This window comes from Stappia albiluteola, from assembly GCF_014050225.1.
GTDB lineage: Bacteria > Pseudomonadota > Alphaproteobacteria > Rhizobiales > Stappiaceae > Hongsoonwoonella > Hongsoonwoonella albiluteola.
The window spans coordinates 155,564-171,259 of the sequence record NZ_JACFXV010000043.1; the positions used below are offsets into that span (position 1 = coordinate 155,564).

The 15,696-nt window shown below is 61.3% G+C and carries 13 protein-coding genes and 4 tRNA genes; 16 read left to right on the forward strand and 1 reads right to left on the reverse strand.

The genetic code is table 11. The features are described from left to right. Positions 1-62: 62 nt before the first annotated feature. Positions 63-401, reverse strand: a complete 339-nt coding sequence (locus tag H2509_RS05030) for a P-II family nitrogen regulator (protein ID WP_182162935.1) — start codon at positions 399-401, stop codon at positions 63-65. A gap of 469 nt (positions 402-870) precedes the next feature. Here H2509_RS05030 and H2509_RS05035 point away from each other — a divergent pair, with 469 nt between their 5' ends. The 16 genes from H2509_RS05035 (at position 871) to nuoE (ending at position 15,689) form a co-directional block, all read left to right on the forward strand. Further along, entirely contained in the window at positions 871-1,263 is a 393-nt protein-coding gene (locus tag H2509_RS05035) for a VOC family protein (protein ID WP_182163775.1), read from the forward strand. 25 nt (positions 1,264-1,288) lie between these two features. Then, complete coding sequence (locus H2509_RS05040) at positions 1,289-2,800, forward strand: NAD(P)H-hydrate dehydratase (RefSeq protein WP_182162937.1); 1,512 nt, start codon at positions 1,289-1,291, stop codon at positions 2,798-2,800. A gap of 93 nt (positions 2,801-2,893) precedes the next feature. Beyond that, a tRNA-Leu gene (locus H2509_RS05045) sits at positions 2,894-2,978 on the forward strand. A gap of 415 nt (positions 2,979-3,393) precedes the next feature. Continuing rightward, complete coding sequence (tig, locus tag H2509_RS05050; protein ID WP_182162939.1) at positions 3,394-4,743, forward strand: trigger factor; 1,350 nt, start codon at positions 3,394-3,396, stop codon at positions 4,741-4,743. 296 nt (positions 4,744-5,039) lie between these two features. Continuing rightward, positions 5,040-5,672 (forward strand): ATP-dependent Clp endopeptidase proteolytic subunit ClpP, encoded by a 633-nt coding sequence (gene clpP / locus H2509_RS05055; protein ID WP_182162941.1) that lies wholly within the window; start codon positions 5,040-5,042, stop codon positions 5,670-5,672. Between the two features lie 279 nt (positions 5,673-5,951). After that, positions 5,952-7,217, forward strand: a complete 1,266-nt coding sequence (gene clpX / locus H2509_RS05060; protein WP_182162943.1) for an ATP-dependent Clp protease ATP-binding subunit ClpX — start codon at positions 5,952-5,954, stop codon at positions 7,215-7,217. 365 nt (positions 7,218-7,582) lie between these two features. Then, a complete protein-coding gene (gene lon, locus H2509_RS05065) occupies positions 7,583-10,015 on the forward strand; it encodes an endopeptidase La (protein WP_182162945.1) in 2,433 nt (810 codons plus the stop codon). Positions 10,016-10,212: 197 nt separating this feature from the next. Further along, positions 10,213-10,488: an HU family DNA-binding protein gene (locus H2509_RS05070; protein ID WP_182162947.1), complete on the forward strand. Its 276-nt coding sequence runs from the start codon at positions 10,213-10,215 to the stop codon at positions 10,486-10,488. A 205-nt stretch (positions 10,489-10,693) separates the two neighbouring features. Beyond that, positions 10,694-10,769: transfer RNA gene (locus H2509_RS05075), tRNA-Val, on the forward strand. Between the two features lie 269 nt (positions 10,770-11,038). After that, a tRNA-Asp gene (locus H2509_RS05080) sits at positions 11,039-11,115 on the forward strand. 69 nt (positions 11,116-11,184) lie between these two features. Continuing rightward, a tRNA-Asp gene (locus tag H2509_RS05085) sits at positions 11,185-11,261 on the forward strand. Between the two features lie 460 nt (positions 11,262-11,721). Next, positions 11,722-12,087 (forward strand): NADH-quinone oxidoreductase subunit A, encoded by a 366-nt coding sequence (locus tag H2509_RS05090; protein WP_182162949.1) that lies wholly within the window; start codon positions 11,722-11,724, stop codon positions 12,085-12,087. Then, positions 12,078-12,656 (forward strand): NuoB/complex I 20 kDa subunit family protein, encoded by a 579-nt coding sequence (locus H2509_RS05095; protein ID WP_182162951.1) that lies wholly within the window; start codon positions 12,078-12,080, stop codon positions 12,654-12,656. The genes H2509_RS05090 and H2509_RS05095 overlap by 10 nt, the downstream gene beginning before the upstream one ends. A 56-nt stretch (positions 12,657-12,712) precedes the next feature. Continuing rightward, entirely contained in the window at positions 12,713-13,318 is a 606-nt protein-coding gene (locus H2509_RS05100) for an NADH-quinone oxidoreductase subunit C (protein WP_182163777.1), read from the forward strand. An 8-nt stretch (positions 13,319-13,326) separates the two neighbouring features. Next, positions 13,327-14,511 carry an NADH-quinone oxidoreductase subunit D gene (locus H2509_RS05105; RefSeq protein WP_182162953.1) on the forward strand — a complete coding sequence of 395 codons (1,185 nt, stop codon included), beginning with the start codon at positions 13,327-13,329 and terminating at the stop codon, positions 14,509-14,511. Beyond that, positions 14,511-15,689 carry an NADH-quinone oxidoreductase subunit NuoE gene (gene nuoE, locus H2509_RS05110; protein ID WP_182162955.1) on the forward strand — a complete coding sequence of 393 codons (1,179 nt, stop codon included), beginning with the start codon at positions 14,511-14,513 and terminating at the stop codon, positions 15,687-15,689. The genes H2509_RS05105 and nuoE overlap by 1 nt, the downstream gene beginning before the upstream one ends. The last annotated feature ends 7 nt before the right edge of the window (positions 15,690-15,696 follow it).

Genomic DNA, 15,696 nt, shown 5'->3' on the forward strand with positions numbered 1-15,696 from the left:
CGCGAATTCCCGCGCGAGAGGGCGGCAGCGCCGCACTGCGGGGCGATCGTTCGCGTGCATGCTCAGATGGCGTCGACGCCGGTCTCGCCGGTGCGGATGCGTACGGCTTCCTCGATATTGGAAACGAAGATCTTGCCGTCGCCGATCCTGCCGGTTTGCGCGGCGTTGCGAATTGCCTCGACAGCCTTGTCCACCAGTTCATCGGTCAAGACAATCTCGACCTTCACTTTCGGAAGGAAATCGACGACGTATTCGGCGCCGCGATAAAGCTCCGTGTGGCCTTTCTGGCGCCCGAACCCCTTTGCTTCCGTGACGGTGATGCCCTGGAGGCCGACCTCCTGAAGCGCTTCCTTCACCTCGTCAAGCTTGAAGGGCTTTATGATCGCTTCGATTTTTTTCATCGCCTCCGTCTCTCCGCATCCAGTCCATCGGGTCCGGGTGGCCGTGCCCGGTCCCGAAATGTGCTAGCACGACGCGTGCCAATCCCGCATGCTTAAAAAAACGCCTCCAAATGCGGCAAATTCGCTCGACAAGCGGGGCTTGCGGCAGCGCAACCTGCTGTATGCTGACTAATTATTGGTCAATATGCACAAAAAATAATCGAGGAATCGGGTTGGAATGCGGCGGCCAGGCCGAAGAGAGTTACGGGGGAGGCGGGGAGGAGCGAGCTCGTTTGCACAGCATCGCGGCAGGGACGGGTGGCTTTCTGCCGCATATCAGGGCTGAGGACGTTGCTATCCGCTGTTCCGCGGCCTTCGTCGCCGTTGTCGGGTCTTCAAGGGGGGCTCGTGGCGCAATATCATCATGGAGTTATCAAATAAGCGCGGCGACCAGAAAAGTGGTGATATTTGCAAGGGGGAGCGAATGTCGATGAAGATCATCTCGATCGATCACCTGGTACTTACGGTTCGCGATGTCGACGCGACGGTGGATTTTTATGTCGGCGTGCTCGGTATGGAGGAAGTTGTCTTTTCGGGCGGGCGGCGGGCGCTTCGCTTCGGCCAGCAGAAGATCAATCTGCACCAGCACCAGCGAGAGTTCCTGCCGAAGGCGTTCGAGCCGACGCCCGGCTCCGGCGATCTCTGTCTTCTGGTGGAAAGCCTCGACGCGGCGATAGCGCGTTTGAAGGGGGCTAAAGTGGTGATCGAGGAGGGACCGGTATCCCGTACAGGAGCCACCAGTCCGATACGCTCGATATATATACGCGATCCCGACGGCAACCTGATCGAGCTCGCCGAGCCGCAGAACGTCGTTCTCGCCTGAGCCCGCGGTTGCTCTGGAGCGGTCCATGGAAGTTCTCCTGACGACGGAAGATATGGCGCGCGCCGACCGGTTGACGATCGAGTCCGGCGTGCCTGGCATTGAACTCCTGAACGCGGCCGGGCGTGCGGTCGCCAATTGCTGCACGCGGATGGTTGGGCCTGACGGCCGCATCCTAGTTTTGGCGGGGCCGGGAAATAACGGCGGCGACGGGTTCGTGGCGGCCGAGGTTCTGAAAAAACGCGGCTTCATCGTTTCCTGCCTGCTGCTCGGATCAGCGGAAAAACTGAGAGGCGACGCAAAGCTTGCCTTTGACTCAGCCCTGGCGAAGGGCGTCGATATCGCTCCGATCGACCTGAAGTCTTTACCCGAAAAGCTGGAGGTCTGCGGCCTCATCGTGGACGCGTTGTTCGGGGCGGGGCTCGATCGGCCGCTGTCAGGTGAGGCTGCCGAGGTGGTTGGCCTCGTCAATGCAAGCGGAGCCAGGGTTGTCGCTGTCGATCTTCCGTCGGGCGTTTCGGGCGACAGCGGTGCGGTAATGGGCGCCGCAGTCAGGGCAACGCGTACCGTCACCTTCTTTCGGCGGAAGCCGGGGCATTACCTGCTACCCGGACGCCTCCTGTGCGGGCCCGTCGATGTCGAGGATATCGGAATTCCGCAAGCGATACTGGGGCGGATCGATCCCGGCATGGTGGTCAATGAGCCGTCCGTCTGGTCAGGCTCCTGGCATCCGCCTGCCCCCGAGGGACATAAATATTCCCGCGGCCACGCGGTGGTCGTATCGGGGCCGGCCACGGCGACGGGCGCGGCGAGGCTTGCCGCGATGGCTGCATTGCGGGCGGGGGCAGGGCTGGTGACGGTGGCCTGTCCGTCTTCGGCGGCACTCGTTCAGGCCGCGCATCTGACCGCGGTGATGATCCGTTCCTGCCGGGACGAGGGAGACTTCGCCGAATTTCTCGGCGACCGGCGGATCAATGCCGCCGTTATCGGACCAGCCGCGGGCGTCGGCGCAAGAACGAGGGAAAAGGTTGCCATCGTTCTGGGTGGCTGCCGGTCCGTGGTCTTGGACGCGGACGCGTTGATGAGCTTTGCGGATGGACCGCAGGAGCTTTTCGAGGCGATCGCCGCTACCCGGCCGGGTGAGGCGGTGATGACGCCGCATGAAGGAGAGTTTGCCCGGCTCTTTCCCGATCTTTCCGCGGACATGGTTCCGTCCAAGGCCGAGCGGGCGAGGCAAGCGGCGCAAAGGAGCGGTGCGGTCATCCTTTTGAAAGGGGGCGATACAGTGATTGCGGCGCCGGACGGGCGCGTGTCCATATCGCCAGGTGCGACGCCGTGGCTTGCGACCGCGGGATCGGGCGATGTGCTTGCAGGCATTGTCGGCGGGCTGCTCGCCCAGCGGCTGCCGGCCTTCGAAGCGGCGGCGATGGGTGTCTGGCTCCACGGTGAGGCGGGACGTATCGCCGGGCCAGGACTCATCGCGGAGGATCTTTTGCCGGCACTCAAAACGGCGGTCGCCGAACTCGTGCGCGATGCCTGAAGTCCGGCTTGGATAGGGGCTGCGTTTTTTCTTTGAACGTGCCAAAGCGGATGCTATAGAGGCCGCGCCTTGGCTTCGGGCCTTTCGACCGTCGCGGGCGTGGTGGAACTGGTAGACACGCCAGATTTAGGTTCTGGTGGCGCAAGCCGTGGGGGTTCAAGTCCCTCCGCCCGCACCACGTCTGAAAGCCGTCATCCGAACCAGCGGAAGCGCAAGGCTGTTCTTGCGATCGTCGGGCATCGAAGCAGCGTTTGGCTGTCGTCCTGCGAGAGGTGGAACGATCGGGGGTATGATGAAGTTGGAAATCCCTGGCGGTTGCGCGCGTGCGCGGCTGGCCGCGAGGGCTTCCGGTTAGTTCCGTCGCCGGATCCCGTGAATGCGGGGCGGCTGGAGGATCGCCGAGCGATCGCCGGTACCTGCCGGCAGGAGGGGCGGCCTGATCCGGCGGGCGTCGAGGTGAGCTTGATCCCGAGGGTTCTCTGACCTTCCGGATATGATCATGCTCAGGAAAACAATCAGTTAGAACGGGATGAACGACTGAAACAGGTTCATCCCGATCTGGGGATTCAAGACCGAGGACGAAGCAAATTACCATGCAGGTGACCGAAACCCTGGCCGAGGGGCTGAAGCGCGAGCTCAAAGTCGTCATTCCGGCGTCAGATCTGGCAAGCCGCCTCGATTCCTATATCGAAGACCTGAAGGGCAAGGTGCAGATCAAGGGCTTCCGCCCGGGCAAGGTGCCGACCGCTCACCTGAAGCGGATGTATGGCCGGCAGGCCATGGCGGAACTGGTCAACAACCTGATTCAGGAAACGACCCAGAAGGCGATCGATGATCGCAACGAGAAGCCGGCCCTGCAGCCGGATATCGATCTGCCTGACGATGACGCGGAAGCGATCCTCGACGGCAAGGCTGATCTCGCCTTCAAGATGTCCTATGACCTGCTGCCGGAATTCGAGCTGATCGATTTTTCGTCGGTCGAGCTTGAGCGGCCCGTGGTCGAGATTCCGGAAGAGGAAATCGACGAGCAGATCAGGCGCATTGCCGAAAGCAACCGCCCCTTCACCACCAAGGAAGGTGCGGCGGAAGAGGGCGACCGCGTTTCGATGAGCTATGTCGGCAAGCTCGACGGCGAGGCCTTCGAAGGCGGCAGCGACGAGAATGGCCAGCTGGTGATCGGCTCCAAGATGTTCATTCCCGGCTTCGAGGAGCAGCTCGTCGGTCTCAAGGCCGGTGATGAAAAGACCATCGCCGTGACCTTCCCGGAAGACTATCCGGCCACCCATCTGGCGGGCAAGGAAGTGACTTTCGACATCGCGGTCAAGGAAATCGCCTCTCCGGGCGAACTGGTTCTCGATGACGAATTCGCCAAGGGCCTCGGCCTGGAGACGCTTGAGGCGCTGAAGGGTGTAATCCGGGGCCAGGCGGAGAGCCAGTACGGCGCCATGACGCGCCAGAAGATGAAGCGTCAGCTTCTCGACAAGCTGGACGAGGCCTATTCCTTCGACCTGCCGCAGAAGCTCGTCGAAACGGAATTTGAAGGCGTCTGGCGTCAGGTTTTGGCCGACATGCAGCGTGCCGGCAAGACCTTCGAGGACGAGGGGGCGAACGAGGAAGAATCCAAGGCCGAATACCGCAAGATTGCGGAGCGCCGGGTTCGTCTCGGTCTTGTTCTCTCCGAAGTGGGCGAGAAAAACGACGTCCAGGTCACGGACGACGAAGTGCAGCGTGCACTCTACGATCGCGTCCGCCAGTACCCGGGCAACGAGAAGCAGGTCTTCGACTTCTTCCGCAGCAACCCGCAGGCCCTGGCCGGCCTGCGTGCGCCGATCTACGAAGAGAAGGTGGTCGACTATATCTTCAGCATCGCCAAGGTCACTGACAAGACTGTGACCAAGGAAGAGCTGATGGCCGACGACGAGGACGATCAGGCGGAAGTCTGACCTTCAGTCATGCGATGCCTGGCTCCGGGCGACGGAACCCTGCAAGGTCAAGGCCGACAGGGAGGTTCGCCCGGGGTGGGCATGTCGGGTGGCCCGCTTTCCTCGCCGGCGTGAATGAATAAAGGAAGTTCGCAGCCGGCGCTCCAGACGACCTTTCGAAATGAAGCGACATCTCCTATGTTCCGGGTGTCGCTTTTTTCGACTCATGAAAGAGGGCGTCGTTTCTCCGCTGGAATGCCGGTTGCATTCGAGGTTCCGGCGTGGAGGGCGTCTCTCCGTTAAAACATGGAAGAGGCATGCAGGATCCTGTCGATTTCGCCGTGAACACGCTTGTGCCGATGGTCGTCGAGCAGACGAACCGCGGCGAACGGGCCTATGATATCTATTCGCGGCTTCTCAAGGAGCGCATTATTTTCCTGACCGGGCCGGTCGAGGATCATATGGCGACCCTGATCTGCGCCCAGCTTCTGTTTCTGGAAGCGGAGAATCCGACCAAGGAAATTGCGCTGTACATCAATTCGCCGGGCGGCCTGGTGACGTCGGGTCTTGCGATCTACGACACGATGCAGTTCATCCGGCCGGAAGTTTCCACGCTCTGCATCGGTCAGGCGGCCTCGATGGGGTCCCTCCTGCTTGCAGCGGGCGCAAAGGGAATGCGCTTCGCGCTGCCGAACTCCAGGGTGATGGTACACCAGCCGTCGGGCGGTTTCCGCGGACAGGCATCCGATATCATGCTGCACGCCCAGGAGATCCTGAAGCTGAAGCGCAGGCTGAATGATATCTACGTGAAGCACACCGGGCAGTCCCTCGATTCCGTCGAAGAGGCGCTCGAGCGTGACAATTTCATGACAGCCGACACAGCAAAGACCTTCGGCATCATCGACGAGGTCATCACCGACCGCACGAGCCTTGCCGCGAAAGCGGAATGATTTCAGGGACTTTGATTCCCGCCTTCCGGAAGGTGGGGATGTGGGGCCGGGGATGACCACCGCCTTGCATTCGCCTTAAACCAATATTGATTTTTAAGGTCGAAGCATGGTGACATTCTCAATAGACTGCCGGGGCAGTGCGGTGTTCGATCAGTTCGAGTTCTCGAGCAGCGATTGAGCCGGCTCCCGAGCGACAAGGGGCAGGGCGGCGGCCTTACCTTTTGCGGGCAGGCAAACGGGGAAGGATATGACCTTCTCCAAGCACGCGGGGTTTAACTGATGAGCAAGGCCAGCGGCGGCGACACGAAGAATACGCTCTACTGCTCCTTTTGCGGCAAGAGCCAGCATGAAGTGCGCAAGCTGATCGCAGGCCCGACCGTTTTCATCTGCGATGAGTGCGTCGAGCTTTGCATGGATATCATTCGCGAGGAGAACAAATCCTCGCTGGTGAAGTCGCGCGACGGGATCCCCACCCCGCAGGAGATCCGTAAGGTTCTCGATGACTATGTCATCGGGCAGAACGGCGCCAAGAAGGTGCTGTCGGTCGCAGTCCACAACCACTACAAGCGCCTGAACCACGCATCGAAGAACAACGACGTGGAACTGGCCAAGTCGAATATCCTGCTTGTCGGCCCGACCGGCTGCGGCAAGACGCTGCTGGCCCAGACGCTGGCGCGGATTCTCGACGTGCCCTTCACGATGGCCGATGCCACCACGCTGACTGAAGCCGGCTATGTGGGCGAGGATGTGGAAAACATCATCCTGAAGCTCCTGCAGTCGGCGGACTACAATGTCGAGCGCGCGCAGCGCGGCATCGTCTATATCGACGAGGTCGACAAGATCAGCCGCAAGGCCGACAACCCGTCGATTACGCGTGACGTGTCGGGCGAGGGCGTGCAGCAGGCGCTGCTGAAGATCATGGAAGGCACGGTCGCGAGCGTGCCGCCCCAGGGCGGCCGCAAGCATCCCCAGCAGGAGTTCCTGCAGGTGGACACGACCAATATCCTGTTCATTTGTGGCGGCGCGTTTGCAGGTCTTGAAAAGATCATTGCCGACCGTGGCCGCAAGACATCGATCGGCTTCAAGGCGATCGTCGAGGCCCCCGAAGATCGCAAGGTTGGCGAGTTCTTCTCGGAACTAGAGCCGGAAGACCTGCTGAAGTTCGGTCTCATTCCGGAATTCGTTGGCCGCTTGCCGGTCATCGCGACGCTGGAGGACCTGGACGAGGAAGCCCTGGTCACGATCCTGACCGAGCCGAAAAACGCGCTCGTGAAGCAGTATCAGCGGCTCTTCGAGATGGAGACGGTGGATCTCACTTTCCATGAGGATGCGCTGAAGGCGATTGCCCGGCGTGCCATCGAGCGCAAGACCGGCGCTCGCGGCCTTCGCTCCATCATGGAAGCGATCCTGCTGGATACGATGTACGAGCTTCCGGGCCTGAAGGGTGTAAAGGAAGTGGTCATCTCGCCGGAAGTCGTCGAGGGCAAGGCCCGCCCGCTCTACATATACGAGGATCGGGTCGAGGATTCAGCGACGAGCGCCTGAAGACAGTCGGGTGTGCATCGATCAAGGCGCCGGGCAGCATATCCGGCGCCTTTTTCGTGGGCGCATCTGTGTAAAACCTCATAGATAACCGCGGAAAGTCGGCAATTCGGCCACGGTTGGGGTACGCGTGAATACGCGAAACCGCGGGTTAGCTTGACACTCCCAGTGCGGGTAGCCACCTAATAGGCTAACGAGCGACGGGGCGAGTCTGCGCAAGCCGAGTGAATGGGTGCGTGAGGCCGGCCTTTTTCGAGCCGGGACTTGTGGTGCGCTGCATCATCGGGTCATGGTAAGACCGTCGAGTTCACTGCGCCTGTTTGTTTCTGCCACTTGGGGAATGACGGGCTGCAAGGAAAGGACATCAGATGACTGAATCCCAGACGCAGCTGGCAGGTGGGGGTGAAGAGGCGGTCTATCCGGTTCTTCCCCTGCGGGACATTGTTGTGTTCCCTCACATGATCGTGCCGCTGTTCGTCGGCCGCGAAAAGTCCATTCGCGCGCTTGAGGAGGTTATGAATTCGGACAAGCAGATCCTGCTGGCCACGCAAGTGAACGCCTCCGACGACGATCCTTCTCCAAAGGACATCTACCAGATCGGCACGCTTGCGACCGTGCTTCAACTCCTGAAATTGCCCGACAATACCGTAAAGGTGTTGGTCGAAGGTGCCGCGCGCGCGGAAATCGGCGACTACACCTCGCGGGAGGATCTCTTCGAGGCGCATGCCCGAGTCCTGCCGGAAGCCGAGGGCGACCCGGTGGAGATCGAAGCGCTGGCCCGCTCGGTGGTTTCCGAGTTCGAGAATTACGTGAAGCTCAACAAGAAGGTTTCACCGGAGGTTCTCGGCGCTGTAAGCCAGATCGACGACTATTCCAAGCTCGCCGATACGATTGCCTCGCATCTCGCGGTGAAGATCCCGGAGAAGCAGGAAATCCTAGGTATTGTCTCGGTCGCCGGCCGGCTCGAGCGTGTGCTCGGGCTGATGGAGAGCGAGATCTCCGTTCTCCAGGTGGAAAAGCGTATCCGTTCGCGCGTCAAGCGCCAGATGGAGAAGACGCAGCGCGAGTACTACCTCAACGAGCAGATGAAGGCGATCCAGAAGGAACTCGGCGACGGCGAGGAAGGCCGCGACGAGGTTGCCGAACTGGAAGAGCGCATCTCCAAGACCAAGCTTTCGAAGGAAGCCCGCGAAAAGGCCAATGCGGAGCTGAAGAAGCTCAAGCAGATGAGCCCGATGTCGGCGGAAGCTACCGTGGTGCGGAATTACCTAGACTGGATGCTCGGCATCCCGTGGGGCAAGCGCAGCAAGGTAAAGCACGACCTGGCATTCGCGGAGGAAGTGCTGAACGCGGACCACTACGGCCTTGAGAAGGTCAAGGAGCGCATCGTCGAGTATCTGGCGGTGCAGAAGCGCTCCACCAAGCTCAAGGGGCCGATTCTCTGCCTCGTTGGCCCTCCGGGCGTTGGCAAGACCTCGCTCGGCAAGTCGATTGCCAAGGCAACGGGACGCGAATTCGTCCGCATGTCGCTGGGCGGCGTGCGCGACGAAGCGGAAATCCGGGGTCACCGGCGGACGTATATCGGCTCGATGCCCGGCAAGGTCATCCAGTCGATGAAGAAGGCCAAGAAGTCCAATCCGCTCTTCCTGCTCGACGAGATCGACAAGATGGGCATGGATTTCCGGGGCGATCCGTCGTCGGCTCTGCTGGAGGTGCTGGATCCGGAGCAGAACTCCTCGTTCATGGATCACTATCTGGAGGTCGAGTACGACCTTTCGGAGGTGATGTTCGTGACGACGGCGAACACGCTCAACATCCCGCCCCCCTTGATGGATCGTATGGAGATCATTCGCATCGCCGGTTACACGGAAGATGAGAAGGTCGAGATCTCCCGCCGGCACCTGCTTACGAAGGCGGTCAAGGACCATGGCCTGAGGGAAGGCGAGTTCGAGGTGACCGACGAGGCGCTTCGGATGGTCATTCGCCGCTACACGCGGGAAGCGGGCGTCCGCAATCTCGAGCGCGAGCTGGCTTCGCTTGCCCGCAAGGCGGTGAAGAACATCCTGATGTCCGACCTCACGAAGATCGTCGTGACGGAACAGGTGGTCGAGGAGTATCTCGGCGTGCCGCGCTTCCGGTATGGCGAGGCGGAGCTGGAGGACCAGGTCGGTGTCGTCACCGGCCTTGCCTGGACGGAGGTCGGCGGCGAATTGCTGACGATCGAAGGCGTCATGATGCCCGGCAAGGGCAAGATGACGGTCACCGGCAACCTTCGCGACGTGATGAAGGAGTCCATCTCTGCGGCCGCGTCCTATGTGCGCTCGCGTGCGATCGACTTCGGCATCGAGCCACCGCTCTTCGACAAGCGGGACATCCACGTCCACGTGCCTGAAGGGGCAACGCCCAAGGACGGACCGTCCGCGGGTATCGCAATGGCGACGGCGGTCATTTCGGTGATGACCGGCATTCCGGCCCGCCGCGATGTCGCCATGACCGGCGAGATCACGCTGCGTGGCCGCATCCTGCCGATCGGCGGACTGAAGGAGAAGCTCCTTGCGGCCCTTCGCGGCGGTATCAAGACCGTGCTTATTCCGGAGGACAACGCCAAGGACCTGGCGGATATCCCGGACAATGTGAAGAACGGCCTTGAGATCGTTCCGGTCTCGCGCATGGAGGAGGTGCTGCGCAAGGCGCTCACCCGCATGCCGGAAGCCATCGAATGGACTGAGGAAGACGAGGCTAAGACCCCTAAGGAAGCCTCTGTTTCCGAAGAAGATTCCCCTGGCATGGTTGCGCACTGACGCAAGCGTGAAACGCGAAAAACCGAGGCCCCGGCGCAAGCCGGGGCCTTTTCTTTTGAAAAACCTGACCTGAATCGCGAAAAATCGCGGATTTCCGCCATTTTCGGCTTGCTTTGGCCGGTGATTCGAAAGACTGTCGCGCCGGAGCCTGTTGCGAATCGACAGGTAAACCGCTGTTTCCAAGAAAGGTGACTGCTATGAACAAAAACGATCTGATCGCAGCCGTGGCCGAAAAGACCGGCCTGACCAAGGCGCAGGCGGGCGAAGCTGTCGATGCAACCTTCGATGCCATCACCGGCTCGCTGAAGGGTGGCGACGAGGTCCGCATTATCGGCTTCGGCAACTTCAGCGTTTCCGAGCGTGCGGCTTCCGAAGGCCGTAACCCGCGCACTGGCGAGACGATTCAGATCCCGGCTTCCAAGACCCCGAAGTTCAAGGCCGGCAAGGGCCTCAAGGACGCGGTCAACGGCTAAGCCTGAACGAGCGACGGTTTTTCGGAGCGCCGCGCGCTGCCGCCGTTTCAGGCGGATCAGCGCCGGCGCTCCACCTTTTTTGTCACAGGCAAACTCGTGGATATAATCGCTGCTGGCGACTGAAGCCGCGGACGCTCTTGCAATATGCGGCCGGACGGCATAGACAACCGCAGTCCGGTGACAAGGCCAGAGTTGTCTGGCCCGCGGGCGGTTAGCTCAGTTGGTAGAGCGCCTCGTTTACACCGAGGATGTCGGGAGTTCGAGTCTCTCACCGCCCACCATTTCCCTGTTTTGGGTGCATCTGCGGCCGGCGTCTGTTTCCTGCAATTTGAGCTGTTTGACGATTGCCGAAGGCGTGACTTCGGCTGTCCGATCGCATTCTGCCTCGCGTATGCTTTTCCACAAGCGGAGGAAGTGGCGGCTGGGAATTTCGCGGATTTTCGCTGCATTGTTCAAAAGGTCGCCTGGCCGGCCTTGCGGCGCTTGACACCTGCCTCGTGTCGCCGTACATCAGCGCCACCTCGGGCGGTTCCGAAATCGCCCGGACGAAGCGGGTGTAGCTCAGTTGGTTAGAGTGCCGGCCTGTCACGCCGGAGGTCGCGGGTTCGAGCCCCGTCACTCGCGCCACTTCCCTGAAAGATCGTGTTCCTCGAGCCGGTCGGACTTCCGGGAAGGGCGCAAAAGCGAAATTGGCGAGCGGGTGTAGCTCAGTTGGTTAGAGTGCCGGCCTGTCACGCCGGAGGTCGCGGGTTCGAGCCCCGTCACTCGCGCCATTCGCTTGATTGGACTTTCCGAAAATCGCAGGATGTTCAGGGCCCGCGCCGGTTGGTGGCGGGTTGCTGTCGTTGAAGGGCGAAATCCCAGGGCTTTGGGCGAATGTTGGATTCGCCTGCCGGTCGGACTGCGCATTTTCTTCTCCCTCCCTGATATCCATGGCCATGATCCGCCGCATGACCTTTCGTTTTGACGGCTATCGCGACTTGTTGAAGTCGCCGAAATTTTGCCATCGGAGGGAATGCCGGTGGATGGCCACCCGATTGCGCACTTTATATGACTGTTGTGGGACTTGCGTTGCATGTGAGCGTGGGATAAGCGTGCCCACGCGGCGATTGCATCGGTCCCAACCTGATGTCGCCGCCGGTGCGGATCGGCTGATCGTGTTCCTCGGCAAGCCCGGGCGGAGCGATCGCCACAATCCCGCCACATGATCCATGCGCAGGGACATGTTCGAACATGGAAGAGCTCCTTAGGGACTATGTGCCCGTCATCGTGTTCATCGGCGTTTCTCTGGTGATCGGTCTGGCGCTGCTGGTGGCGCCGTTCCTGGTTGCCTATCAGAATCCCGATTCGGAAAAGCTCTCGGCCTATGAGTGCGGCTTCAACGCCTTCGATGATGCGCGAATGAAGTTCGACGTCCGCTTCTATCTGGTGTCGATCCTGTTCATCATCTTCGACCTCGAGGTGGCCTTCCTGTTTCCGTGGTCGGTCGCGTTCGGCGATCTCGGCTGGTACGGCTTCTGGTCTATGATGATCTTCCTTGGGGTCTTGACGATTGGCTTCATCTACGAATGGAAGAAGGGAGCTCTGGAATGGGATTGACGACTTCCGAGCCGCTGATTGCGCCGGCTCCAAAGGGCATCATCGATCCCAATACGGGCAAGCCCGTCGGCTCAGACGACGCATTCTTCCAGGGCATAAATGACGAACTGGCTGACAAGGGTTTCGTCGTTACTGCGACGGACAACCTGATTCAGTGGGCCCGTACGGGTTCGCTGATGTGGATGACATTCGGCCTGGCCTGTTGCGCCGTCGAGATGATGCAGATGTCGATGCCGCGCTATGACGTGGAGCGCTTCGGCTTTGCGCCGCGGGCAAGCCCGCGCCAGTCCGACGTGATGATCGTCGCCGGCACGCTGACCAACAAGATGGCGCCGGCTCTGCGCAAGGTCTACGACCAGATGCCGGAACCGCGCTATGTGATTTCGATGGGGTCCTGCGCCAACGGCGGTGGCTACTACCACTATTCTTATTCCGTGGTTCGCGGCTGCGATCGCGTGGTGCCGGTGGACATCTACGTCCCGGGCTGCCCGCCGACCGCCGAGGCGCTGCTTTACGGTGTTCTTCTGCTGCAGAAGAAGATCCGCCGCACCGGCACGATCGAGCGTTAGGCGAGGATGGCACGGCAATGGCCACAAGCGGGTCGAATCTGACGGGCGAAGGTGTCATGGACGAGACGCTCACCGAACTCGGCGAACACATTCAGGCATCGCTCGGCGATGCCATCGATGGCTGGTCGGTTGCCTATGGCGAACTGACCGTGGAGGCGAGGGCAGCGGAAATCATTTCCGTCATCCGGTTCCTGCGCGACGATGCGCGCTGCCAGTTCATCAACCTGACGGATCTCTGCGGCGTCGATTGGCCTGAGCGCGATCGCCGTTTCGATGTGGTCTATCACCTGCTGTCGCCGAAGCAGAACCTGCGTATCCGCGTCAAGGTGATGGCGGACGAGGAAGTGCCGGTGCCCTCACTGGTGTCGATCTTTCCGGCGGCCGAATGGTACGAGCGCGAAGCCTACGACATGTACGGCATGCTGTTTTCCGACCATCCGGACCTGCGCCGCATCCTGACCGACTATGGCTTCGACGGCTTTCCGCTGCGCAAGGATTTCCCGCTGACGGGTTATGTCGAGGTCCGTTACGACGACGAGAAGAAGCGCGTGGTCTACGAACCGGTGCGCCTCAACCAGGAATTCCGCGACTTCGATTTCCTTTCGCCCTGGGAAGGCACGGACTACGTGCTGCCCGGTGACGAAAAAGCAAAGTCCAATTGAGGCAGCCGATGGCAGAGGCTCAGGTCCGCAACTTCAATATCAATTTCGGTCCGCAACACCCGGCGGCGCACGGCGTGCTGCGCCTGGTGTTGGAGCTGGACGGCGAGGTCGTGACCCGCGTCGATCCGCATATCGGCCTGCTGCACCGCGGCACCGAAAAGCTGCTGGAGCACAAGACCTATCTGCAGGGCGTGCCCTATTTCGACCGCCTCGACTACGTGGCGCCGATGAATCAGGAGCACGCCTTCGCGCTGGCCGTCGAGAAGCTCGTCGGCATCGAGGTGCCGAAGCGCGGCCAGCTGATCCGCGTGCTCTATTCCGAGATCGGTCGCTTGCTGTCGCATCTCCTCAATGTGACGACGCAGGCACTCGACGTCGGCGCGCTGACGCCGCCGCTGTGGGGCTTCGAGGCTCGCGAAGAGCTGATGGTCTTCTATGAGCGCGCCTCCGGCTCGCGCATGCATGCGGCCTATGTTCGGCCGGGCGGCGTCCATCAGGATCTGCCGAAGGCGCTTCTGGACGATATCTGGGACTTCTGCGACCCGTTCCTGAAGACCGTGGACGATATCGAGGGGCTGCTGACGGACAACCGTATCTTCAAGCAGCGCAACGTCGACATCGGCGTGGTGTCGCTGGACGAGGCGTGGGCGCGCGGCTTTTCGGGCGTGATGGTGCGCGGTTCCGGCGCGCCGTGGGACCTGCGCAAGGCGCAACCCTACGAGTGCTATTCGGAGCTCGAGTTCGATATCCCGATCGGCAAGAACGGTGACTGCTACGACCGTTATCTGATCCGCATGGAGGAGATGCGCCAGTCGGTCCGCATCATGAAGCAGTGCCTTGAAAAGCTGACGGTGGAGACCGGGCCCGTGTCATCGGCCGACGGCAAGGTGGTGCCGCCGAAGCGCGGCGAGATGAAGCGCTCGATGGAGGCGCTGATCCACCACTTCAAGCTCTATACCGAGGGTTACCGCGTCCCCGAGGGCGAGGTCTATGCCGCCGTCGAAGCGCCGAAGGGCGAATTCGGCGTCTATCTCGTCTCTGACGGGTCCAACAAACCCTATCGCTGCAAGATCAAGGCGCCCGGTTTCGCGCATCTGGCGGCGATGGATTTCATGAGCCGTGGACACATGCTCGCCGACGTTTCGGCGGTGCTGGGTTCCCTTGACATCGTGTTCGGAGAGGTTGACCGGTAATGGCCGTTCGTCGCCTTCACCATGAGCAGCCTGAGAGCTTCGCCTTCAGCGAGGAAAACCTCGCCTGGGCGCGGAACGTGATCGGGCGCTATCCGGAGGGCCGCCAGGCGTCGGCCGTGATCCCGCTGCTGTGGCGGGCGCAGGAACAGCATGACGGCTGGCTGCCGGAGCCGGCAATCCGCTACGTGGCGGACATGCTGGGCATGCCGCATATCCGCGTGCTGGAAGTGGCGACCTTCTACACGATGTTCCAGCTGCAACCCGTGGGCAAGAAAGCGCATATCCAGGTCTGCGGCACGACGCCGTGCCAGCTGCGCGGTGCGGAAGATCTGATCCGCATCTGCAAGAGCCGCATCGCGGCTCATTCGCACGAGTTGTCTGAGGATGGCAACTTCTCCTGGGAAGAGGTGGAGTGCCTGGGTGCATGCGTGAATGCGCCAATGGTGCAGATTTTCAAGGACACTTACGAGGACCTGACGCCGGAAAGCTTCGAGAAGCTCATCGACGATATCGCGGCCGGTCGCGAGGTCGTGCCCGGTCCGCAGAACGGCCGCCGGTTCGGTGCGCCGGAAGGCGGAGCGACGACGCTGACCGAGATTGCCGACACCACTGTGGGCGCGGATCCGCTGGCCCATGTGGTCGCTGGCGCGGAGGCTGCCTCGCATGCCTTCGCCGGCCCTTCGATCAATGGCGGCGGCAGCGATTTCGCCGGTATCCCGGAGGCAGGCGCCTTCAAGGTGGCGAAGAAGCCTTCGGCGAAGAAGGCCGCCGAACCGAAATCTCCGGCGACCCGCGAGGCCAAGGCAGAGAACGTCGCCAAGCCGGAGCCGGAAGACCGGCCCGAGGTGGAGGCCATGCGTTCGGAAGGCGGGGTTGCCGACGAGGCTAAGCCCGAACTGCTGGCCGAACCGGACAACGGCAAGGCTGACGATCTGAAGCGGATCAAGGGCGTTGGCCCGAAGATCGAGGGGCTACTGAACGAAGCCGGCATCTTCCATTTCCGCCAGATCGCGTCATGGACCGAGGAAAACAAGTCCTGGATGGACGAGCGCCTGCAGTTCAAGGGGCGCATCGACCGCGAGGACTGGATCGGTCAGGCGAAAGTGCTGGCAGATGGCGGCGACACCGAATTTTCCAAGCGCGTCGACAATGGCGACGTGCCGACGAGCAAGGCGTAAGGTGGGC